At 56.2% G+C, this 24,331-nt stretch carries 18 protein-coding genes; 17 read left to right on the forward strand and 1 reads right to left on the reverse strand.

The window, feature by feature from the left end; genetic code table 11:
* On the reverse strand, positions 1-447 hold the full coding sequence (locus NSB03_RS06195; protein ID WP_008762178.1) for a helix-turn-helix domain-containing protein: 447 nt from the start codon (positions 445-447) through the stop codon (positions 1-3).
* Positions 448-645: 198 nt separating this feature from the next.
* Here NSB03_RS06195 and NSB03_RS06200 point away from each other — a divergent pair, with 198 nt between their 5' ends.
* The 17 genes from NSB03_RS06200 (at position 646) to NSB03_RS06275 (ending at position 24,259) form a co-directional block, all read left to right on the forward strand.
* On the forward strand, positions 646-1,680 hold the full coding sequence (locus NSB03_RS06200; RefSeq protein WP_024987800.1) for a head maturation protease, ClpP-related: 1,035 nt from the start codon (positions 646-648) through the stop codon (positions 1,678-1,680).
* Between the two features lie 14 nt (positions 1,681-1,694).
* On the forward strand, positions 1,695-2,918 hold the full coding sequence (locus tag NSB03_RS06205) for a BACON domain-containing protein (RefSeq protein WP_024987801.1): 1,224 nt from the start codon (positions 1,695-1,697) through the stop codon (positions 2,916-2,918).
* Positions 2,918-3,385 (forward strand): N-acetylmuramoyl-L-alanine amidase, encoded by a 468-nt coding sequence (locus NSB03_RS06210; RefSeq protein WP_024987802.1) that lies wholly within the window; start codon positions 2,918-2,920, stop codon positions 3,383-3,385. Before NSB03_RS06205 ends, NSB03_RS06210 begins: the two co-directional genes overlap by 1 nt.
* A 10-nt stretch (positions 3,386-3,395) precedes the next feature.
* A complete protein-coding gene (locus tag NSB03_RS06215) occupies positions 3,396-3,842 on the forward strand; it encodes a hypothetical protein (RefSeq protein WP_024987803.1) in 447 nt (148 codons plus the stop codon).
* Positions 3,814-4,149 (forward strand): hypothetical protein, encoded by a 336-nt coding sequence (locus NSB03_RS06220; protein ID WP_257466286.1) that lies wholly within the window; start codon positions 3,814-3,816, stop codon positions 4,147-4,149. Before NSB03_RS06215 ends, NSB03_RS06220 begins: the two co-directional genes overlap by 29 nt.
* A complete protein-coding gene (locus NSB03_RS06225) occupies positions 4,139-4,636 on the forward strand; it encodes a hypothetical protein (protein WP_024987805.1) in 498 nt (165 codons plus the stop codon). The genes NSB03_RS06220 and NSB03_RS06225 overlap by 11 nt, the downstream gene beginning before the upstream one ends.
* Before the next feature lie 3 nt (positions 4,637-4,639).
* On the forward strand, positions 4,640-5,131 hold the full coding sequence (locus tag NSB03_RS06230) for a hypothetical protein (RefSeq protein ID WP_024987806.1): 492 nt from the start codon (positions 4,640-4,642) through the stop codon (positions 5,129-5,131).
* A gap of 38 nt (positions 5,132-5,169) precedes the next feature.
* Positions 5,170-5,394, forward strand: coding sequence for a hypothetical protein (locus NSB03_RS20745; protein ID WP_024987807.1), 225 nt, complete (start codon positions 5,170-5,172; stop codon positions 5,392-5,394).
* Positions 5,395-5,397: 3 nt separating this feature from the next.
* Positions 5,398-9,525, forward strand: a complete 4,128-nt coding sequence (locus tag NSB03_RS06235; protein WP_257466287.1) for a coiled-coil domain-containing protein — start codon at positions 5,398-5,400, stop codon at positions 9,523-9,525.
* 2 nt (positions 9,526-9,527) lie between these two features.
* Entirely contained in the window at positions 9,528-9,992 is a 465-nt protein-coding gene (locus NSB03_RS06240) for a hypothetical protein (RefSeq protein ID WP_024987808.1), read from the forward strand.
* A 13-nt stretch (positions 9,993-10,005) separates the two neighbouring features.
* Positions 10,006-13,743, forward strand: a complete 3,738-nt coding sequence (locus NSB03_RS06245; RefSeq protein WP_257466288.1) for a hypothetical protein — start codon at positions 10,006-10,008, stop codon at positions 13,741-13,743.
* A 12-nt stretch (positions 13,744-13,755) separates the two neighbouring features.
* Positions 13,756-14,061, forward strand: coding sequence for a hypothetical protein (locus tag NSB03_RS06250; protein WP_024987809.1), 306 nt, complete (start codon positions 13,756-13,758; stop codon positions 14,059-14,061).
* Between the two features lie 13 nt (positions 14,062-14,074).
* Complete coding sequence (locus tag NSB03_RS06255) at positions 14,075-20,821, forward strand: LamG-like jellyroll fold domain-containing protein (protein ID WP_257466289.1); 6,747 nt, start codon at positions 14,075-14,077, stop codon at positions 20,819-20,821.
* A gap of 516 nt (positions 20,822-21,337) precedes the next feature.
* Entirely contained in the window at positions 21,338-22,642 is a 1,305-nt protein-coding gene (locus NSB03_RS06260) for a DUF8468 domain-containing protein (protein WP_024988610.1), read from the forward strand.
* Entirely contained in the window at positions 22,639-23,121 is a 483-nt protein-coding gene (locus tag NSB03_RS06265; RefSeq protein WP_024988609.1) for a hypothetical protein, read from the forward strand. Before NSB03_RS06260 ends, NSB03_RS06265 begins: the two co-directional genes overlap by 4 nt.
* 178 nt (positions 23,122-23,299) lie before the next feature.
* Positions 23,300-23,542: a hypothetical protein gene (locus NSB03_RS06270; protein WP_007219546.1), complete on the forward strand. Its 243-nt coding sequence runs from the start codon at positions 23,300-23,302 to the stop codon at positions 23,540-23,542.
* 72 nt (positions 23,543-23,614) lie between these two features.
* Positions 23,615-24,259, forward strand: a complete 645-nt coding sequence (locus NSB03_RS06275) for a thymidylate synthase (RefSeq protein WP_024988608.1) — start codon at positions 23,615-23,617, stop codon at positions 24,257-24,259.
* The last annotated feature ends 72 nt before the right edge of the window (positions 24,260-24,331 follow it).

The following is a 24,331-nucleotide window of genomic DNA, read 5'->3' on the forward strand; positions in this document are numbered from 1 at the left end:
TTATGAAACTTTTGATTTAACGAACGCGTCAAGCAGTGGTGTCACTTCCTTCGCCTGCGTGGGGTCGGATGCGCGCAGCCATTTGAGCAGGTCTGAGAATACCGATATGATGTCCGAGAGCCCGACTTCCGTCTCCATCTTCTTGATGGCGTTGGACAGTTTGGATATGGTGTCCGCCTCTGCGGTGTTCGGGAACCGTTCCCCTGCCGGTCTTGCCATGATGGCGTTGTTTAGTTCTGCCAGCTGCCTGTACAGGCTTTTCAGTTGCTCCTCGCGTGTGATGGTGATGGATGTCTTGAGCATCTCCCATCCGTTCTTGCCTATCCAGTTGTTCACCGTGATGCGTGACACCCCCACACGCTCGGCTATTTCCTGTTGCGTGAGGTTCTCTTTCAGGTAGAGCGTCTTCGCCCATTCCCTTTTTTGTTGCATGCTTAGTTCGGTCATATTGCCTCCTTTTTTACGTGCAAAATTGATAAGGAAAAGGGGCGGAAAAAAACGCGTGCCGCATGATGACACTTTAAAACTTCATGACAGCGTTTTAAAGTCCGCATGATAAATACGCGGTTTGAAAAACGGCTTTAATCCCCCTAATTTCGCACCGTAAACTTCGCGGGGAATACCCGCCCAAAAGACTATATAAGCATGAAAAAGTTTTTCAACATCATACCCGGGAAAGACGCCTGTTGTATCCTTCTTTACGGTGACATCGGTGATTATGACGACAATGTGCGCAGCGGGGATATCGCTCGCGAGCTCCTGGAGGCCGAGGCCTTGTCCGGCAGGATTGACGTTCGTATCAACAGCAACGGCGGCGAGGTGTATGCGGGCATCGCCATTTTCAACGCCCTGAAAAACAGCAAGGCTGACATCACCATTTACGTGGACGGCATCGCCGCCAGCATGGCCTCCGTCATTGCCCTTTGCGGCAAGCCGGTGCAGATGAGCCGTTATGCCCGTCTGATGCTTCACAGTGTCCAGGGAGGCTGTTATGGCAACAAGGAGGAGATGCGCGGGTGCATCCGCGAGATTGAATCGCTGGAGGACACCCTTTGCGAGATGTATGCCGCCCGCATGGGAAAGGACAAGGAGGAAATCCGCTCGTTGTATTTCGACGGGAAGGACCACTGGCTGCGTGCCGATGAAGCTTTGGCGCTGGGTCTTATCGATGGTATCTATGATGCCGACCCCCTTCCGGAGGACAGTACCCCCGAACAGGTATTTCAAATATTCAATAACCGGCTGCACAAGCCACAAAACAAGAGTAACATGAATTTAGACGAACTGAAGAAACGTCCGCGGTTCAAGAACTGCGTGACAGATGACGATTTTCTCCGTGAAGTCGGGCTTCTGGAAACGGAGGCCGGGAAAGTTCCGGGCCTTGATGCCGAAGTCACCCGCCTGAAGGGTGAGCTGAAGGAGTTCCGGGACAAGGCGGATGCGGATGAAGCCGCCGCCCGTAAGAAACTGCTTGATGACGCGGAGAATGACGGGCGTATTGACGCCACCACCCGCCCCATCTATGAGAACCTTTTGTCCAAGGACCGCGAGAATGGGGAAAAGGCGCTGGAGAAACTCTCCCCGAAACGTAAAGTCATGACCGACCTGCGTGTGGACCCGACAAATGAAAGTCCCTGGAACAAGCGCATGACCGAGATTAAGGACAAGTTGAAACATTAATAAAAATATTTGCTATGGCAATAGTAGTAAGAAACACCAACTACAACGGTGAGGTACTGGAGAAGATCCTGGTACTCGCCTGTACCGGGAACGACCTTGTGGAAAAAGGCCTGATCATGGTGATCCCCGGTGTCGAGAAGAAAATCAGCCTGCCGCGTATCAAGACCGGCAAGATGCTCCAGAAACGCAAGGAGAACCCGATGCTGGAAGATTCGAAGGGTAATTTCAATTACTCGGAGAAATCTTTGGATCCGGAGGACTTCATGGCGTTCACCACTTTCAACCCCCGCGCTTTCGAGCATGTCTGGCGTAAGTGGCAACCGAAGGGCAACCTTGTGTTTGCCGAACTTCCTCCCGAAGCTCAGAACACGTTGCTTGATGAACTCAGCAAGAGCGTGAAATTCGAGTTGGGCTGGCATTACCTGAACGGTGAGTTCGGTTCTGACGACGACCACCTTTTCAACGGCATCCTGACGCAGGCTGCCAAGGACCCGGACGTGATCGTGGTGTCACCGTCCTCTGACAGGTCCATGATCGGCAAGTTGAAGGCTGTCCGCAAGGCCATCCCGAAAGCCCTGCGCGAGAACCCGAACCTGCGTATCCTGATGAGCATCGACGACTTTGACAAGTACGATGACGAGCTGACCGAACGCGAGTACAAGAACACGAGCGAGACGGACATCAACAAGAAGCGCTACAAGGGTATCACCATCGAGACGCTGAACTCCTGGCCTGACGATCTTATCGTGGCCACGCTCTGCTCGATGAGTGCCGACGGCAATCTTTTCGCCGGTGTGAACCTTCAGGACGACGAGGAGGTGATTCAGATTGACAAGTGGATGAACTCCAGCGAGCTGTACTTCTTCAAGTTGCTTATGAAGGCCGATACGGAAATCGCCTTCGGTGAGGAGTTCGTGGTGCTCGACACCCGTACCGACCCGGCGTTCAAGGCGGTGGAACGTAACATTTCAGCCGACCCTTCCGCCCTTTCTTTCAAGGCCGCGGGTGAGAGTAAGTATGTGACGGTTACCGCGTCCGGTGATTATAGTGTGACATCCGTCCCCGCCGGTTTTACGGCGGTCGGTACCGATGACGGGCTGAAAGTTACCGCCGGTGTGAACAGTAGCGGCAAAGCAGTATCCGGCACGCTTGTGGTAAGCCTGGACGCTGATCCGGAAAAGAAGGTTGAAATAGCGTTGTCCCAGGCGGCCGCTGATGACGAGGAAGGCGGTGCGTGATGGGTAGGCTGAAGTATTTGGTCATTCATTGCACGGCCACGCCTGAAGGGCGCGAAGTCAGTGGCGCGGAGATTCGCGCCTGGCACACGAACCCGGTATCAAAGGGCGGCCGCGGCTGGAAACAGGTCGGATATACTGACCTGTTCCATCTGAATGGCGGCGTGGAACGCCTGGTGGATAACAACGAGGACGCGAACGTGGACCCTTGGGAAATCACCAACGGTGTGGCCGGCTATAATTCCGTCAGCCGTCATATCGTGTATGCCGGTGGGTGCGGAAAGGACGGAAAGACCCCGAAGGACACGCGTACGGTGTGCCAGAAGCGTGCGCTTGAGAAGTACGTGAGAGACTTCCACCGCCGTTTCCCTGACGTGCGTATCGTGGGGCATAACGAACTGGCGGCCAAAGCCTGCCCCAGTTTTGACGTGCAGAAATGGCTTGTTTCAATAGGTATCAGACAATCATAAAAAAGTGATCATGGACACGAGCGTACTCTTGAACTGGATATTTGGCGGCGGCCTTCTGGCCGCTCTGACGGCCCTTGTAACGTTGGGCCCCACGGTCAGGAAGGCGAAGGCGGAAGCGGAAAAGGCGAAAGCCGACGCAGAGACCGTGCGGATAGACAACACGGAGCACGCCACGCGTATCCTGATCGAGAATATTGTAGAACCCTTAAAAAAAGAACTTAGTGCGACACGAAGAGAGATGGCGCGTTTGCGCAAGGCTATTGACGGGGCAAATGATTGCCTTCACCGTGCTGACTGCCCTGTCCTTCATGAGCTGCGCGAGCTCCCGAAAACAGACCCGGAGCTTGACGACGGTGAAAACCGCGTCAGGCGCGGACAGCGCAAGGTCCGGGCGTCGGGGGCTGGTGATGGCGGGCCTCCCGGCATCGGTGCTGACGTTGAAAATTCCGGTTCCTGACCTGCTGGCGCTTCCTGCCGGTGCCTCCTATCATGGTAAAAACGGGCAGGCGGGCGTGGATGTGACGTCCAGAGGCGACACGTTGGTAGTGACCTCCACCTGTGACAGTCTCCAGCGTCTGGTCCTCTGGTATGAGGAGGAACTGACACGTATCCGGGGCGATACCGTGAGTGTTTCAGAAGTTTCCGAAACGGAGTTCAAACAGCGTTTTAATCCCGTTAAAATCGCCCTCATTGCCTTTATCGCCGGTGTGGCATCCGGCATATTATCAACCTTTTTAAAAAAGAGACGACTGTATGAAAAATAATAAGAATTTCATTTATGGCATCGCCGTCGTTACGTTCGGCGCCATGACTATCGGCTGGATCGAGAAGGGCAGCTGGGACTGGGGCGGCACGAAGCCCGAGAGTGTCGATATTGAAGCCGAGCAGGTTCCCGACGCTCCCGTGCTGACGCTCTTGCAGAAGAACGGCCAGGTATCTCCTACGTTCAACCTTATCCAGCTGGACTATAAAAATATCAAGGCCGTTTTGGGCGGCACGCTTGTAGGGCCGGCGGATGCTCCGACCGGGTGGAAGGCCCCGATTGAACTGGTAAACCTTTCCGGTCCTTGGACCATCAAGTTCGTATCCGGGCAGACGATGTCCATCCCGAACGGTACTATCCTTGCGAACCTCGGCGGGAAACTGACGCTGACGGAGGTTTCCAAGCTGGAATGCCAGCTGAAGGTGAACAAGCCCGAGGACGGCTCTTCCCCTTACGAAATCAATGACACCGCGGCAGTGGAGGGCTAACGCATGGACGAGCGTGAAGCGAGAAAGGTGCAGAGGGAGGCGTCCGAGGCATTGCTTGACCTGGGTGTCTCCCTTCCGCTGAAGGAATGGCGCCTGCCTTTCATGAAACGCCCCGTCCGGTGGAGGGTGACCATGCGGCGCCCGCGTCTTGCCGGCCAGATATGCATCGTGAGGCTCTACCTCTCGATGGGCGTTTCCCCCGAGGAGGTTTCCGCCTTTTCCGGGCGTGAGCGTCTGGAGTTCCTGGCACAGAACGGCGTCAAGGTTTCCCGGATGGTTGCCCATACCCTTTGCCGCGGCCCGGTGAGCCGGCGTCTTCTTGTCCGGCCCGTGGCGTGGTTCCTGCGTGAGGCTGTGGAGTACCGTTTCCTGATGGGCGCCCTGGAGAAGTTCATCAGCCTGATGGGCAGCGAGTCTTTTACGAGTATTATCAGCTCGATCGATCGGGCGAACCCGATGAAACTGAGACTGAGCCAAAGAAGGAAGGGGAGTTAAGGACCGAGTTTGAAGGTTCCCATAGCCCCTTCGGTTTTATCTGGAACATCGCGAGCGCCACGGGTTGGACGGTGGAGTACATCCTGGAGAAGGTGAACTACCAGACGCTCATCCTGATGCTGTCTGACGCCCCGCGTTATGTCCGCCGGTCAGTAGCTGACTCCAAAGTTCCGCAAGGCGGTGACGGTGGGATTGATCCTGAATCCGCCGCCCGTGAAGCCGGTGACATAGTGAATTTTTTTCAAAGCAATTTAGAACTGTAAACGATGAAGCCCGTAGAAATCGAATTCCTGATGAAGGACAACCTGAGCAAGGGTCTTGACAAGGCCGGCCTGGCGGTTGATATCCTTGCCGAGAAGTCGGAGAAGGCCGCCGCTGCCATCAATGCCCGCATCTTGGAGCAGAGGAAGGTCATCGACCGGGTGAATTCCGACCTGCACCGGATGGAAACGCAGCTCCAGAACATGAAGCCCGGCCCGGCGCAGGCGGAACTTGCCGCCGATGTGACAGCCTGCCGCAAGGTCCTGGAAGAAGAGCGTGCGGCCCTTGAAGGGCTTGAAAAGGAACACCGCGAGGCGGAGAAAAGCGTCCGTAACCTCCGTAAGGAATACGAACGTATCTCCTTAGAGGAAGAACGCGCCGCGGCCGGTAGCAAGAGCCTGACCGACAAGATCCGGGAACAGAAGGAAGTCATCGGGCAGATTGAAAGCGACATCAAGTCGCTGGAGAAAGCCTATCAGGGTGCCGCTCCGGGAAAGGCGAAGGTGGCCGCCCTGGATGAACTGAACGCCGCGAAGAAGGCGCTTGAGGAGGAAAAGGGCGCCCTTGCCGGGCTCCAGGCAGAACAGGAGAAGACGCGTGCGAGCAGCAAACGTCTTTCCATGCAGCTTCGTGAGCTCCAGGACAGCATGGCCCGCATGCGCCTGGAAGGGAAACAGGACACTGAGGAGTACCGGAAGATGGCGCAGCAGGCCGCGCTCCTTTCCGACACGCTCGCCGACCTGAACACCCAGACGAAAATCCTCTCGAACGATGATGCGAACCTCCAGGGCTTCATGTCCGGCGTGAGCGGCCTTGCCGGGCTGTTCACCACCGCCACCGGCGCGCTGTCGCTTTTCGCCTCGGAGAACGAGAACCTGGCAAGGATACAGACCCGTGTCCAGAGCGTGATGGCCATCACGATGGGGCTCCAGCAAGTATTCAATACCCTGAACAAGGATTCCGCCTTCCGCCTGGTGACGGTCGTGAAGATGAAGAACCTGCTGACGGCCGCCAATACCCGGCTGGCTGTCGCTCTGGGTATTTCCACCGGTGCCGCGCAGGTCCTGATGGCCACGCTTACGCTGGGGCTTTCGGCCGTTATCACGGGACTTGTCGTTGCCTGGGACCGATATTCCACTGCGCAGGAGAAAGCGGCGGAGAAAGCCCGGGAAATGGTAAAAATCGAATCCGACGGCCGTGCACAGATGATCAAGACCCGTTTCGAGATTGAAAGCACGTTGGCAAGCCTGAAAAAGTTCACAGGCACGAAGGACGAGGAAAAGTCGAAGGTGGAGGAACTGAACCGCAAGTACGGCGAGAGTTTCGGGTATTACGACACGGTCGCCCAGTGGTATGACATCCTTCAGAAAAAGGGTGAGAAATACATCCAGATGCTTTTCCTCCAGGCCAAGGTGCAGAGCCTGGTGAACAAGGCCACCGAGGCGGACGAGAAGGTGAACGAGATCAAGGCCAGCAAGCCGGAAGACGTGGACGGCTCCATGGGCTGGTTCGCGCGCATGGGGCTTTACATGGCCCAGAGCGAGTCGTACGGGCAGGTGGACGCGCAGTCCATGATATCGGAGTATAACGAAAAGGCCAAGGAAAAGGCCGTACGTGAGGCCGAGGAAGTCCGCGACGGCTATCTGGCTGAAGCCCGGAAGCTCCAGGAGGAATATTTGGATATCGGCAAGGAGTTCGACCTGGGTGACCATGCAAAACCCGACCCGAATGCCGCCAAAAAGGAGCAACAGTCGGAAGAGCAGCGTGCCTCGGAACTTCTGAAGCTCCAGATGAAGAACCGCCAGGCAGAAATCGACCTTCTGAAGGAGAGCGGCGAGAAACGCCGCCGCCAGATCCGCCTGAACTATGACAAGGAGATCGCCGAACTTGCCGCCCAGGAGAAGAAGTGGAAGGACGCACAGAAGGGTAGCCTGACCGGCGAGCAGGAATCCTCCCTGAAGGAGGCGCGTGAGAAGGCCGCGGCGGCACGTGACGGCGACCTGGCAAAGGTGACCCGAGAGGAAAATGACGCCGCCCGCCAGTCGATGCTCGACTACCTGAAGGAATACGGGACATACCAGCAGAAGAAGCTGGCTATTGCTCAGGAATACGCGGAGAAAATCCGCAAGGCGCAGGAAGCGGGCAACTATGGCGAAGTATTACGCCTCGGCCGTCAGCAGAAGGAAGAGACTGCCGCTGCCGAGATTGCCAGCCTGAAGGCGGATATCGACTGGGACGGCCTTTTCGGCAACTTCGGCGGGCTGCTTGAAGAGCAGCTGCGTCCCACGCTGGAAAAGTTGAGGAAATATGCCGCCTCCGACGAGTATAAGAACGCCGGCGCCGAGGACAAACAGGTGATCAGCGAACTGATCGCGAAGCTGGAGGACCGGAGCGCGGGCGGTATCAACCGGAACATGTTCAAGGATGTCTCCCGTGACCTTGCCGCCTACCAGACGATGCTGCGTGACCTGACGGATGCCAAGGAAAGGGAGAAGGCCGCCGCTGATGAACTGGCGGCCGCCCAGGAGAGACTGAAGAAAGCCACGGAAAGCAGTGACCCTGTCGCCATAAAGGAGGCGGAGGAACTGGTCGCCACCGCCGGGGAGGCTTTCGACGCCGCCTCGGCGAGCGTGGCCGCCCTGACGGAGGCTAACGACAAGGCGGCACAGGACCTGCGCACGTCCAGCACGAATGCCGTTTCATCTCTTACCGGCCTTGCCGAGGGTCTCCAGAGTCTAAAATCCGGTTCACTTGCGGGCGTGGCCCAAGGACTGGGCAAATTGGGTGAGGCGACGAAGAACATGGACGGTGTGATGGGCAGCGTGGGCAGTACCCTTGCCGAGACGTTTTCAAACGGCGGCATCATCGGGCAGATCATCGCGGCGGTGCTTTCCATCCTTGACGTGCTGAAGGATGGCATCGGCTATATCGTCAGTTCCCTTATCGATTCCATTCTCGACGCTGTGAACGGCATCCTGAAGAATATCCTTTCCGGTGAACTGTTCACGCAGATCGGCAGCTCCCTGTTCTACGGGGTGAGGGATATCCTGGACACGGTGACCTTCGGCCTGTTCTCCTCGCACGGCAACGCCAAGGAGGTGAACGCGCTGGTGGACCGCCTGACCGAATCGAACAAGTACCTGACCACCGCCATCGAGAAGCTGACCGACGAGATGGTCAGCTCCGGCGGCGCACGCTCCACCGAATACTACCGGAGCGCCTATGACAAACAGAAGCAGAAAATCGAGAACGACCGCCAGATGCTGGAGGCGAAGATGGGCTATCATTCCGCCCACCACTCGAACAATTACTATATCGGCGAGGCCATGGGCAGCGGTGACTGGGACACGGTTTCCGCCTACCTGGGCAAATCGGTGCGTGATACCGGTTCCCTCTGGAGGCTTTCCCCCGAGGAGCTTGCCCGGCTCCAGGAACTTCCCGACATCTGGGAGAAGCTCCATTCGGGCAAGTACGACCAAAGCGAGTGGCTTGACGAGTACGTCTCTGACGCGAACACGCTGCTGGAACTCCAGCAGCAATGGCAGGAAGCCATCACGGACACCTCTTTCGACGGTATCCGCAGCGGTATGAAGGACCTTTTGAAGGATTTCGATACGGACTCCAAGGACGTGATCGCGAGCGTGGACGAGTTCATGGAGAACGCCATCCTGAAGTCCATCGTGAACGGCACCTATTCGGACGAGTTGAAGAAATGGCAGGAGACGTTCGCGGAGTTCATGAGCAACGGCATCCTGTCAAAGGAGGAAGCCGACACCCTGCGCGGCCATTACAGTGATATTTTCGAGCTTGCCCGTGCCAAGAAGGAGGAGATGTTTGACACTGCCGGCATTACGGAGGAGGAGAAGTCCACGATGCAGACCGGCCGCGCCGGCGGCTTCGCAGCCATGTCACAGGACCAGGGCACGAAGCTGGAGGGCATGTTCACCTCGGGGCTGAACCACTGGGTGAGCATTGACGAGAAGACCGAGGACGTGGCGGGCCGCATGGCCAGCGCCGAGGGCCACCTGGCAAAGATCGCGGAGAATACCGGTAAAAGCGCCGGTTTCCTCAACGAGATAAAGGAAGATATAAAACGAATCATACGTGACGGACTAAGAATGAAATCATCATGAGCATGGAACCAATCATGGGCGGTCTGTTCCTTGTGAACGGCACCGATATCTGGACGGAATACGGCGTATTCCTGACCGAAGAGAAGCGCGGCGGGCGTGACAACCTGAAGGCCATCCTTGCCGCGAGCAAGACGAAAGCGCACACCGCCGTGGACATACGCGAGGAGAACGGTGAAAAATATTCCGACTGCCTGGCAGTGGCCAACGAGGCGCGGGACATTACGCTGACCTTTGCACTTTACGCCCCGGACAAAGGGGGATGGCTGAAGAAATACATGTCCTTCATCTCCTTCCTGAAAACCGGTGATAAAGGGTGGCTTTCGCTGTATCTCCCGCAGCTGGATCTGACACTACGCGTGCATTACCTGGAGTGTCCCGGTTTCACCCCGCTGACCTACCTTTGGCGGGAAGGCGTGCAGGCCGGCCGCTTCAAGGTGAAATTCCGTGAACCCGAACCTATCATTTAAACACCATTCGAACATGCTTTTAACGGTATATGACAGTAACAGGCAGGCGAAGGCGGTCCTTTCCCCGGACGACAGCTCAACGCAGGTGAAGGCGATCCAGTCGGACAACGTGCTGACGCTCTCCTTCACCCTGTACGAGTATGTGGCGCTGGAGGTGAACGACTACGTGGATTTCGAGGGCGAGCGTTATTGGCTTCAGGAACGGTACCTGCCGGACGAACGCAACACGCAGGAGTGGAAATACGACGTGAAGTTTTACGGCATCGAGAGCCTGATGAGACGTTTCCTCGTCCTGAACGTGGTGGACGGCGACCCGGAACCGGTGTTCACGCTGACCGCTCCGCCGCGGGAGCACATGGCGCTGATCGTGAAATCTATCAATGACGGTATGGGCGGTGTCACCGACTGGAAGGTGGGCCGCGTGGAAGGCACCGAGAACGTGGTCATCGACTACGAGGGGAAGTACTGCCCCGACGCGCTGAAGGAACTCGCCGGCAAAGTACCGGGCGCCGAGTGGTGGGTGGAAGGACAGACTGTGAATCTCTGCCGTTGCGAACATGGTGAGGAGGTCTCCCTGGCATATGGGAAAGGCCTGACGGAACTCTCCCGCGACAAGGCCGACGGCGCGAAGTTCTACACCCGCCTGTTCCCGATCGGCAGTTCCCGGAACATCGATCCGGAAAAATACGGCCATAGCCGGCTACAGCTTCCGGACGGTGCCAAATATGTGGATGTGAACACGGAAAAGTACGGCATCCACCATCACTACGAGAAGAACGCTTTCGCCGATATCTATCCTCGTCGCGTGGGTACCGTGACCTCTGTGCGCAGTGCGCAGGTGACGGATGAGGACGGCCACCCGTTCGTGATCTGGTATTTCCGGGATGACACGCTGAACTTCGATCCCAACACCTACGAACTTGCCGGCAAGGTGAAACGCGTCTCCTTCCAGGAAGGGGGCGAACTTGCCGGCCTTGGCGAGGAAGAGGACGGCACCTACTATTTCGAGGTGAACTTCGACAGTGACACCCGCGAGTTCGAGATCATCACCATCTGGCCGTATGACGACGACACGCAGCTTCCCGGTGGAAACCTCATACCGAAAACCGGTGACAGGTATATCCTCTGGAATATCCGCATGCCTGACGAATACTACGCGCTTGCCGAGGAGGAATACCTGACGGCGGTGAACAAATACAACGCGGAGAACGCCATCGACGTTTCCGTGTACAAGGGCCCGACGGACCACGTGTATGTCGAGCGTAACAGGATAGACCTTTATCCCGGCCGCCGTGTCCGTCTGGAGAGCGCGGAATATTTCCCGGAAACGGGTTTCCGTTCCAGCCGTATCACAAAAATCACGCGTAAGGTGGCGCTTCCCTCGCAGGTGGACCTCGAAATCGGTGACGCGCTTTCCACCGGCGTGATGGAAAGCCTGAAGGGCAGTATCGAGGAGGTGAGGAATTATACCAAAACGGCCGGTTCGAACCTTCCCGACATCATCCGGAGCTGGGACAATACGCTTCCCACCGACAACAACCTTTTCTCGGCCCGGCGTAGCCAGGCCGAACACCTGAGCAAGAAGAAGGCTGACCGTGCGAAAAAGAAAATCACCTTTGAGGAAGGTATCGGTATCGGTCAGGAGGAGAACGGCGGCATCGACGGCAAGGGCAACGCCGAACTGCTGACGCTTGTCGTGCGTGAGTTTCTGCGCAGCCCCCAGTTCGTGGACGGTCTTTTCGGTGAGGGCTGGCGTCTGTGGATGGAGGACGCACTATCACACCTTACCATCGACAAGCTGACGGTGCGCCAGGTCATGGTGGTACTGGAACTGCTTATCGAGAAGGTGCGCAGTGTTGGCGGGCAGCTTTGTGTCAGTGCCGCCAACGGTAAGATAAAGACCGCCCTTTTGGAGGACGGGTACTGGAAAATCACTTTCGAGCAGGACAACAGTTTCCAGGCCCATGACCTGATGCGTTGCGCCACGTTTACCGGCGGCAGCCTGAAAGGTTACTGGGTGGAGGTTGCGGCGACAGAGGGTAACTCCATCCTCGTGGGTGAGGATGAATTTTCAGGCTCCTTTCCTGAACTTGGTGACGAGTGCGTGCTGATGGGCAATACGGATAACCCTTTGCGGCAGAACCTGATCCTGATATCCGCCACCGGGGACGGTCAGCCCCGTCTGGATGTGATGGACGGTGTGAAGGCTAAAAACTTCACCGGCTGCCTTCGCGCACGCCTGGGTAACCTGGACGGTATCAGCGATGACTGGTTCCCCGCCGATAACCAGCCGCACGGCAACGGACTTTACAGTGACAACGCCTACCTGCGCGGTACGTTCCTTCTGGTGACGGGTGAGGATATCAAGACAAAGTTTGAGATTGTCGAGGGACGTATCACCAGCGTGGTGACCGCCCTTCGGAACGACTTCGCCACGGAGAAAGGCTACCTGAACAATCCATCGTTCGATGCCGGTCTGGAGAAATGGAACACGGAAAACGAGACGGTGTTCTTCCTTGTGGGCAACCGGTGGATTTGGGCGAACGGTAATGTCCTGACGAAGAAGGGTGACAGCGCGAGCGTGACCGAGGATGACGGCCGTACGGTTGTCCGCATCCGTAACAAGTACATCCTCCAGAAACGTGAGAATCTGAAAAGTATCCCCTCCATGCCTGAGAACGACAGCGGGGAGAAAGAAGCCGTCCCGGTGTTCCTGACCTTCTTTTACCGTTGTGCCAAGGCCGGCACGTTGCGCGTGACATTCGAGAACGTGGACAAGACGGGTTTCGCCAACTTCAACTCGATGGAGGTGGAAGAGGAACTGACCGTGACTGATGGTTACGTACAATATACCTGTAACGGCCTTTGGAACGGTACGGGAGACTTCAAACTGTCTTTTACCGGTGATATCTACCTGTACATGCTTATTCTCTCGACTGACCGCGTTGAATCCCTGGCGCACCGTTATAAAACTCTTTTCGAGCAGTCGGAGCGTCTGGTAAAAATTTCGGCGGCTGTCTTTGATAAGGATGAGAATATGTTGGAAGAGACAGGGCTGATGGTTACTTCCAAATATTCCGGGTTGTACGCCATTGACGGTGACGGAAATTTAAAATCCCTTGTAGGTGTTGTCGGTGACGGTATAAAAATCAAAGGTGACTACATTACTCTTGAGGGGCTTGTTACGGCTAACAACAATTTTAAGATCCTGCAAGATGGTAGTATTGAGACTCGCAATGCAAAAATATACGGGACCGTTTATGCCCAAGATGGTAAAATTGGCGGTTTTACGATAGAGTCCGGCCGTTTGTTCTGGAAAGCAAGCGATTACTTTGGCAACGATTCCCGCAGTTTGAAACTTGGAGTGTCCCAGACCAATACGGAGGGGATTGTGGATGTCGCTTTCAATGCCGCCACTCAGGGGCGGTTCGGAGTGAAGGTTGTCGGTTCCAATATGGGCGGCGCCGCCATTTATGCTTCCAGCAAGTCATCCGTGCAAAGTTATCCTGTAAGTTCCAATTCTTATGCCGGCTTTTTTGACGGGGGCGTACATGTGAACGGTGCGGTATATTGTGGCGACATCCTTTCAAATAATTATGGTACGGAATGGACTTTGGGCAGTGACGGGACCTATACTTACCGGAAGGGTGTTTCCGGAACTTTCAAATGGTCTGTGAAGAATGATTCTCTAATTAAAAATTATACCCTTGAAGTTGTCAATGGTATCGTTGTCAAAATGTCGGGTATTTAATATCATGTAATTATGAAGGTAAATTTTAATACTGATTTTAAGGATTTTAATGGTGAACCCCTGCTGGTTGATGGCAACCCTCAGGTAATCGGTCATATCGTGGCCCAGTGCCTTTTCAACGGGACAGGTATTCGTCCGAGTGGCAATATGCAGACCGACAACGGCAAGAAGATGCGTGCGTATCACATTTGTATGCGGATAATGGATACTGGCGGTGAGATTGAAATCACGTTGGAAGATGCTGTGTTGATAAAGGAAGCTGTTTCCGGACTGACTCCCGGCTGTTACTCACAGGTTGTACAACTGATAGAAGGATAAGGAGGAATAATTTATGGCACTGACAGAATCGGAAAAGAACGAATTGAAGAAGGACATCCTGAACTCCATCAAGGCGGAGAGCCAGAGTGTCGATGAACTGGTCGAGGTCACCTCGCTGGACAACATCAAGAGCCTTCCGGCGATGCGGGGGCAGGATGTCGTGCTTGCGCCGGTTGCGTTGCTGCGGAAGCCGGCGGAGGATGCTGCGGCCACGGCGAACGCTGCCGCCACGAAGGCCAATGATGCCGCGACCGGCGCCACCAATGCGGCCCAGACCGCGACGAACGCCGCCGGTACCGCAAACAGGTCCGCTGAAACCGCCAATGCCGCTGCCGGTACGGCCACCGCCGCCGCCAAGAAGGCGGAGGATGCCGCCGCAGCCGTGGACGGCAGCCTGGTTGGTAGCATGACGGCCGTTCCTGACGAGAAGAACGACACGGTGAAGCTGACCATCCTGGACCGTAACGGGCAGGCAATCACCTCCACCGATATCCCCGGCGGTACGGGCAGCGGCGGCAACACGTACAACGTGACGGAGGAGGTTCCCTTGGAGAACGGTTACTATACCCTGGAGACGGCCATCACCGCCGTAAACGTGAAATACCGGCACAAGGGCCGTTGCATCACCTACGAGGCCGCGCAGGGCAGATGGGAGACGAAACAATTTGTAGGTACAAGCCTGACGGCATGGGAACAGCCCGCAAGCTGGGAGGACTTCGGCGGTGCCGGAACGATGAAGAGCCTGACGGTGAACGGCGAGAAGCAGATCCCTGACGCGGAGGGCAACGTGAGCCTGACCATCGAGAAGGTGGAGGTGGACGAGAGCCTGAACGCCGAAAGCACGAACCCGGTCGAGAACCGCGCCGTGGCGGCGAAACTGGGCGAGGTGGAAGCCAGTACCATCTTCGACAGTTCCGCCGAGCTGAGTGATGACGAGACCACCGTCCACGTGAGCCTGAAGAACAAAAGCGGTGTCGAGGTGACCGGTTTCGACATCCCCGCCGGCGGTGGCGGTAGCGGTGGGGAGGGCGGCACCACGAAAATCATTCTGGGCGCGGACGTGGACAAGCCCACCGTCAAAGAGGGTGACACTGTAAGGCTTACCTATACCTATGACCACCAGTACGGCAGCGGTGACGAGAAGGGCGAGAGTACCGGTCAGAAAGCGAAAATTACCGTCCAGGTGAAGCGTGGTGCCACCACCACCTATTCGGAGACTTCCCAGGACGTGAGCAAGGGCACGTACACGCTCGATCTTACGAAATACCTCCTTGCCGGCACGAGCGATATCTATGTGATAGCCGAGACCACCGACCCAGTGACCGGGAAGGCGCAGAAGAGACAGGCCTATGTGAGCGTGCGGAGCGTGACCCTGTCCCTTTCCAGCAGCTACAATATCGCCTCCGGGCTGGGTTCCGGCGGCTATGGCGCGCAGGAGACCGTGAACATCCCCTACGCCGTAAGCGGTACGGGAACGAAAGTGGTGACGCTGTACGTTGACGGCAAGCAGCAGAACGCCCACACGGTCACCCGCAGCGGTACCACGAACAGCAGTTTCCCCCTTTCCATGTCCTCCCTGGCGGTGGGGCGGCATACCGTCCAGATGGTTGCCGAGATGGATGCCGGTGACGGCCTGACGCTCAAAAGCGAGAGCATTTATATCGATATCCTGAAGAGCGGCAGCAGCATCCCCTACGTGGGTCTGATGGTCACCCACCGGGACGGCCGTATCTTCACGGGCGCCGACCATCTCTCCCCGGTCATCGAGGTGGGGCGGTACGAGAACTGCGAGTTCAAGTTTGCCGCCTACGACCCGGGTACCACCCCGGTGAGTGTGGACATTTACCGGAACGACGCGCTCCTCCAAAGAGTGAGCGTCCCCCGTACGGCCCAGACCTACCGAAACCGCTTCACTGAGGAAGGCCGCCAGAAGATGCAGCTGAAGGTCGGGGCTACCGCCTACACCTTCCACATTGACGTGGCTGATAGCGGCATCGATATCAGCGAGACAACCTACGGCCTCCAGGTGAAGCTGAGCCCCTCCGGACGCAGCAATGGGGAGAGTGACCCGGCACAGTGGGAGTACAACGGTGTGAAGACCACCTTCGAGGGCTTCGACTGGAGCTCTAATGGCTGGACGGGTGAGAGCCTTAAACTGACCGGTGGCGCGAAGGCCGTTATCGGCTACCGCCTTTTCAAGGATGACGCCGGCGCCACCGGCGCGACCATCGAGATGGAGTTCCGCGTATCGGGGGTGACGGACCGCCAGGCCGAGGTGATCAGCTGCATGGACAAAGGGAAAGGCCTTAGCGTCACAAGCGAGGAGGCGAGCATCAAGACCGGCACCATCCTGCACTATACGAACGAGGACGGCGAGGACGCGAGCCGTGAAATCAAGATCGGCACGAAGTTCGCCCCCGAGAAGTGGCTAAAGGTCGCCTTCGTCATCGGCAAACGCGGTGACGGCCGCCTGATGGAACTTTACGTGAACGGCAACCGTGCCGGTGCTGACATCTACGACAACAGCTACTACTTCCGCCAGGACACCCCGGCGGGCATCACCATTGACAGCTCTTCCGCCGACGTGGAGCTGAAGAACATCCGCATCTACAACCGCGCCCTGAGTGACGACGAGCTCCTGGACAACCGCATGGTGGACGCCGACAGCAGCGACGACATGATGCGCTTGTACGAGGAGAACGACATCCTGGGCGGCAGCGGTGACGTTGACATCGACAAACTGCGCGCCAAGGGGAAGGGCGTGATGCGTATCGTGCGCAAGGGCGGCCTTGACGAGGTGAACGAGACGAACAACAAGAAGACCGACTTCATCGCCGACGTCTATTTCTGGTCCCCTTTCGGCAAGGAGTACGATTTTGTCCTCCGTGACTGCTACATCCGCATCCAGGGTACCAGTTCCACGAAATACCCGAGCAAGAACATCCGCATCTACCACACTAAGGGCGGCGCGAACCTCAGTTTCGAGATCAACGGTGTCCCGGACCCGCTTGGCGGCAACAGGTACATGATGCGTCCCGGCAGCATCCCGATGGACCTGTTCTGCATGAAGTCCGACTACTCCGACTCGTCCATGTCGCTGAATACCGGCGTGGCGAAACTGTACAACGACGTGATGCTTGAACTGGGCCTGCTGACCCCTCCGCAGCGTTACCAGTTAGAGCAGGCGGGCGGCGACCTGAACGCCGTCAACATCCGGCAGAGCATCGACGGTTTCCCCATCGACGTGTTCAGCGCCGAGACTGCCGACGGAGAGAGCACTTACTACGGGCAGTATAACTTCAACAACGAGAAGAGCAGGAGCGGCCGTCTGTTCGGCATGGAGGGGCTCGAAGGTTATACTCCCGCCTGCCCGATGACGCTGGAGACGCTGAACAACGGCGAGAAGGTCTGCCTTTTCCAGAGCTCCAGCGACGCTGACCTTGCCGCCGGTTTCGACGCGGGCCTTGAAACGAACTACCCGGATGATGTGAAATGGGCCGGCCTGAACACGGCCCAACAGTCCGCGCTGAAACGCCTTTTCGGCTGGATCCGTTCATGTGTCCCAGCAAACGCCACCGCGGATGACCTGGGCACCTTTGTGAGCGAAAAGTTCAAGACGGAGGCCGGGCAGTATTTTGACATGGCCCACCTGCTGACCTACTATGTGCACACCGACTACTTCGCGAGCGTGGACCAGCGTGCGAAGAACATCCTCCTGCGTACCTGGGACGGCCTGGTCTGGTACACCACCTACTACGACGGCGACACGCAGCTTGCCAAAAGGAACGACTGTTTCCTTGCCTACGACTACACGCTCGACCGTGACACGTGGGACGCGGAAGCCGGGAAATACGCCTTCGAGGGTCGCGAGAGCTGGCTTTGGAACCTTGTGCTGGCCAACCTTCAGGACGAACTGAAAACCTGCGCCGCCGCTTACCGCGCGAAAATGACGGTCGAGCGCGTGCTTTCCATGCTTGACGTCGAACAGGCGGGCAACTGGAGCGACCGCGCGTACAACAAGAGCGGTTATTTGAAGTATATTCGCCCGAACATGGAGGAAGTTTACGGCAAGAAATGGCCGTTCATCTACGCCCTTCAGGGCAGCAACGCCGCGCACCGCAGTTACTTCGTGAAGAACCGTTTCGCCCTTCTGGACGCCAAATACGGCACGAGCAATTTCACAAGTGACAACATCGACCTTTACATGGCCCGTACCGCCTCCGATGCCGCCGATGTGGTGAAGATCACGGCGGGGGAGGTTTACGCCTTCGGTTACGGCACGAACAACAGTCCGAACATATCCAATACCGGCATCGTGGAGGGTGGCAAGGTTGCCACCCTGCAAATCACTGGCGCCTATACGGTAAACGACCCCCTGCGTATCTACGGGGCAAGCCGCATGAGGGTGCTTGACATGACCGGCGCCTCGGACCGCCTGAAGAACGGGCTGGACCTTGGCAAGTGCACCGTACTGCGCGAGCTGAACCTGCAAAGCCCCTCCACCGGTTCGACGGGCTGGTGGCTGAACCTCGGCAGCTGCCGCCAGTTGCGCAAGGTGAACGTGCGCAACCAGGCCCAGGCCAAGACCGGCAGCAACACCAGCACCGAGCTCGACTTCAGCAACCAGACGAAACTGGAAGAGCTTGACGCGCGTGGCACGCAGGTTCAGAGCGTGACCTTCGCCAAGGGTGCCCCCCTGACGAGAGCCTGGCTCCCCGGCACACTGACCGTATTGAAACTGGAATACCTGGGCAAACTGACCACGGGCGGCCTCACACTGGAGAGCTATGGCAAGGTGAAGACGCTTATCGTGGACGGCTGTCCGGGACTGAACTGGGAAACCCTTCTGAACCGCTGTTCCGGCGTGGAGCGTATCCGTGTGACCGGTATCGACCGTGAGGACGACGGCACGTGGCTGAACCGTTTCGTGAAGATGGGCGGCGTGGACGCTGAAGGCAACGCTACTGACACATGCGCGCTGGTTGGTACGGTATATCTTACCAATTACATCGAGGACGAAAAGTATGCGGCCCTGAAAGCCCATTTTCCCGAGCTGAATATCCTCCAGCCCGAATACACGATGATCGAGTCCGATGACGATGTGGCCGATGATGCCAATATCAGTAACCCGGACAACAGGACAGGTTACAAGTACGGTACGCCTTACAGGACGAGCGGGCATATCGCCGCCATTCTAAAACAGCGTCACCGTGTACTTGCGAAAATGACGCGGAAGCCCACGACCCGCAACGTGACCATCGCGAATGTCGATACGACGGTGAACAACCCGGACGGTGAGATGACCTATTACCCGCTGGACGACAGCAACTCCAACTATTACGCCGACGGCAGCACGGCCAAACTTGACGGCAGCGAGGGTGACTGGATGATGTTCGAGCCTTTTTTCTGGAGCAAGGGCGTCAACGATCACCTGAACGGCAAGCATTACTCCTGCTACAGCAGCAAAGGCAAGGATGACATGCCCTCCGTCCCGGATGCCGATGTCCTCACGCTGGATGACATCAAAGGGGCGGGCGGCTACCTGAACGGCCGTAAGATCATGAGCGGCAAGGACACGCTTGCGAACAGCTACAGCACCGACACCACGTATTCCGTCTGCAAGGTAAACGTCAGCGGTCACAAGCGCGTGCGTTTCCCGAGCGTTCCCGGTACTAACCTTGTGGGCAGCGTATTCACTGACAATACCGGTGCCGTTGTCAGTTCCATTGTAGTTCCGACCCTCTCCAACAAGTTCGAGGCGGGCATGTACCTGATCGCCGACGTTCCTGCCGGTGCCACTGCGCTGCATTTCTCCATACTGAACACCGCGGAGTTCGACAAGGTAGTCCTTTCCAACTCCGACCGGATCGAGGACATGGAACCCGACTGGGTTGCCAACGACGAGCATCTTTGTGCGGTTGTCGGCAGCAGCGTCGTCGGCAGCAAGCTGCGCGCCTGTATCACCGGCGGCAGCACTACCGCGAGCATGAGCTGGGCCGACTTCCATTATTACTCTGTCCAGCGCGGGATGCAGCAGATTGACGCGCTGATGCACTCTCGTATCGCCAACCTGTTTTATGCGAAGTATGGCCGTCGTGACAGCCAGGAACAATGTGGTGGTGGCCAGCATACGAACAACCGCGTCACCGGCGGCACCGCTTCGCGCGGCATGACCGATACCATCGGTTACGAAGAGGCACACGGTATCAATCCCAACGTTACGAACTCGCTTATCGACGGTGTCGTGCACCAGTATGCCTGGTACCGCGGTGAGGACGATTACGGCGGTGCCACTGTCACGCAGGTGAACAATATCTGTTGCCTTGGCTATGAGGATATCTACGGGCATAAATATGACATGATGGACGGTGTGGACCTTCCCAATGATAGCGGCAACGCCGGCAAATGGCGCATCTGGATGCCTGACGGCACGACCCGCATGGTGAAAGGTTGTACAAGTTCGGGCGTATGGATAACGGCCATAGTGCATGGCAAGTACATGGATGTGATTCCTGTGGGTTCCGTTTCGGGTTCTTCCTCGACACACTACTGTGATATCTACTACATATCCACCGCAGCCTGCCGTGTGGTTTATCGTGGCAACTGCTACGCGAACCCGAATGGCGGTGTCTCGATGTCGTATGCGAGTTCCGATTTCTCGAGTACGTACCCGTACATCGGTTCTCGTCTGGCCTTCCGCGGCCGGATCGTCAAGGCGGCAAGCGCCGTTGCGTTCAAGTCGATAAGCGAAGTAGCATGATCGGCCGCGCAAAGCGTCAAAGCGGGAGCGAAGCGACAAAACGTCCGGTGTTCCCCTTGCTCGGGGAACACCGTTCTTTACGGGCGTAAGCCCGTCGAAAAATTTTTGTTTTCTGGTTTTGTACCAGTTTGTTAAATAATAATTTATGAAAAATCGTACTTTTGCATTCAAATTGAAAGGTGGCGCTTCCCCATAAGCCGTGTGGTTTATCGTGGCAACAACAACGCGAACCCGAATGGCGGTGTCTCGATGTCGAATGCGAATAACGATTTCTCGAATACGAACCCGAACATCGGTTCTCGTCTGAACAACAATCGAAAAGAATTTTTAATCGGCGTACAACACCGGGGACTTGTCCCCACCGTGGTGCCGAGGGAAGCAAGCCTCAGTAACAGCAGCCTTTTTGGGCTGGAAAACTGAAAAATAAAGTGTCGGGTAGGGTTTGGTAGGCCGGAAACGGTTCGAAGAAGCCGGGCCCGGGGGATTGAAGGCCCCGAAATGGAAAACAAAAGAAGTATGCACAGAGCAGGTTTTATAATTGAGGAGATTGTGGAGTCCTCCAATATGACGGAGTCTTTCCGTCAGGTCCTTCGCGGCAGAAGGCGTAAACGCAGCCGCCAGGGACGCTACCTGCTTGCGCATAAACCCGAGGTGTTGAAGGAATTGACCGCGCGTATCTCGGACGGTACTTTCCGTGTGAAGGACTACCGTGAGCGCGAGATTTTCGAGGGCGGCAAGCTGCGCCGTATCCAGGTCATCCCTATGTATGACCGTATTGCCGTACACGCCATCATGGCGGTGGTGGACTGCCATTTGCGGAAACGTTTCATCCGTACCACCTCTGCCAGTATCAAGAAACGGGGGATGCACGACCTTCTGGCGTATATCCGCCGTGACATGAGTGAGGACCCTGAAGGGACGCGGTACTGTTACAAGTTCGATATCACCAAATTTTACGAAAGCGTGAAGCAGGATTTCGTGATGTATTGCGTGAACCGGGTGTTCAAGGACAAGAAACTCATCGCCATGCTTGACAATTTTGTCCGGCTGATGCCTGACGGGTTGAGTATCGGCCTGCGTAGCTCGCAGGGCTTGGGTAATTTGCTTTTGTCTGTGTTTTTGGACCATTATTTGAAGGACAGGTATGCCGTGCGTCATTTCTACCGCTATTGTGATGACGGCGTCGTACTGGGTAAAACGAAAGCGGAATTGTGGAAGATTCGTGATGCCGTCCATGGGCATATTCAGCGTGTCGGTCTCCGGGTGAAGGGGAACGACCGTGTGTTTCCCCTGGGCGAGGGCATTGACTTTCTGGGATATGTGACTTTCAGCGCGGACCACGTCCGCCTTCGCAAGCGCATCAAGCAGAAATTCGCCCGAAAGATGCACGAGGTAAAATCGAGAAGAAGGAGGCGTGAGCTGATAGCGTCGTTCTACGGGATGGCCAAGCACGCCGACTGTCATACGTTGTTTAAAAAATTAACAGGCAAAGACATGAGATCATTTAAAGACTTGAATGTCGCTTATAAGCCCGAAGACGGCAAAAAGCGATTTCCCGGGGTGGTGGTAAGCATTCGGGAACTGGTAAACTTACCGATTGTAGTGAAGGACTTCGAGACGGGCATCAAGACCGAGCAAGGAGAAGACCGCTGTATCGTGGCCATCGAGATGAACGGCGAGCCGAAGAAGTTCTTCACCAACAGCGAGGAGATGAAGAACATCCTCTCGCAAGTGAAAGAAATGCCCGACGGTTTCCCGTTCGAGACCACCATCAAAACGGAAACCTTCGGGAAAGGTCGAACCAAATACGTATTTACATGAAACGAGTTGAAGGAACAGCCGGGGTGAAGCTGCTGGAATGCGTAAACCCGGTGAAGAACACGTGGCGCGTCCGTTGGGACGTGCGGGAAAGGGAGGACGGATCTGCCGACTATATGGAGGAGAACTTTTTAGGGAAGCCCTCCGGTGAGATAATAAGAACCGTTATCTTAGGCTGGTATAACGAACAGATTGACGGGGAGATACTTTCCGGCTTCATTTATGAAGGTATGCCAGTGTGGCTGTCAGGCGAGAACCAGTTCAACTACAAGGCGGCCCACGACCTTGCCGTGCAGACCGGCGGCGCGACGCTTCCGGTGACGTTCAAGTTCGGGACGGATGAAGATCCCCGGTACCGGACATTCGGGAAACTGGAGGAACTGACGGATTTCTATACGAAAGCCATGAAGCATATCCAGGATACACTGGCTGACGGCTGGAAGAAGAAAGACGCTTTTGAACCGGAGAAGTACCGGGAATAAATCCTTCGGGGGAGGATAAGAAAAAAGCCCCCGGCCTGTTAAAAATCATCTCACCTACTTTTAACAACAAGTACGCCGAAACGCACGACCGGGGGCGAATACCCCTGTCGCGTTTCGGCCTTTTTTATTATTGTTGCAAAGCAAGTGAGATGGCGCAAAGATACAAAAAATATATTTTATGAAAGTGATTGAGATACTAAACTTTAATCGGGAGCTGTTGAAAAGGCTTCAGGCAGCCGGTATCCGTTTGGAAGATGCCCGGTATATCGACCTGTATGCGGATTATACCCGCCTGCTGGATCAGGGTGAAAAAGTTTCGTATGCCGTGGCTGTACTGTCCGAGAAGTATTCGGTAAGTGAGCGCAAGGTTTATGACTTGGTAAAACGATTCCAAAGTGACTGCAAGACGCTTGCAGTGTGAACGTGCTGTTTTATGCCGTAGGGAGTGCCGTTTCCCCTTATCTTTAGGGTGTTTCAATTTTAGAAGGAGGAAATGGCTATGAACAAGTATTATCGTATCCTGGACAAGATTCTTGCCACGGGAAAAACACAGACCAACAAGAAGGGAAACATACAATACCTTCTGAACGAGCAACTGTCGCTGACACCGGCGGACCTGCTTGACATATTCGAGGGGCATAATATCGCCCGCAAGAAACTTCGCAGCGAGCTCCAGCTGTTCATGCAGGGAGAACGTAACGTGGAAAAATACCGGGAGGCCGGCATCAACTGGTGGGATTATTGCGGTTCCATCCTGGTGAACAGTTACCCCACATATTTTGAGAAGCTGCCCCCGTTGATAGCGAAAATCAACCGGGAGAAGCGCAACAGCAAGAACTACGTGCTTTTCTTAGGTGAGACCGGTGCCGAGAGCAACCAGGCGCCCTGCCTGAGTCTGGTACAGTTCCAGCTGGATGGCGGTGAACTGGTGCTGTCCGCCTACCAGCGTAGCAGTGACGCCAACCTCGGGCTGCCTTCTGATATTTACCACCTGTACCTGATGGCGCGGCAGATAGAACTTCCCCTGAAGTCGATCACCCTCTACCTGGGCAATGTGCATATCTATGAGAACAATATCCCGGGCACCCGTGCGCTGATCGCCGGTGACGAGACGGTCCGCTTCGGGCTGAACGTGTGATTTGCTGTACATGCCTTGCAGCGGGAACCGTTCATGCTTCCCGCTGTTTTTCGTTTATTCTGGGGACCTTTG

It is taken from the genome of Bacteroides acidifaciens (assembly GCF_024623065.1).
GTDB lineage: Bacteria > Bacteroidota > Bacteroidia > Bacteroidales > Bacteroidaceae > Bacteroides > Bacteroides acidifaciens.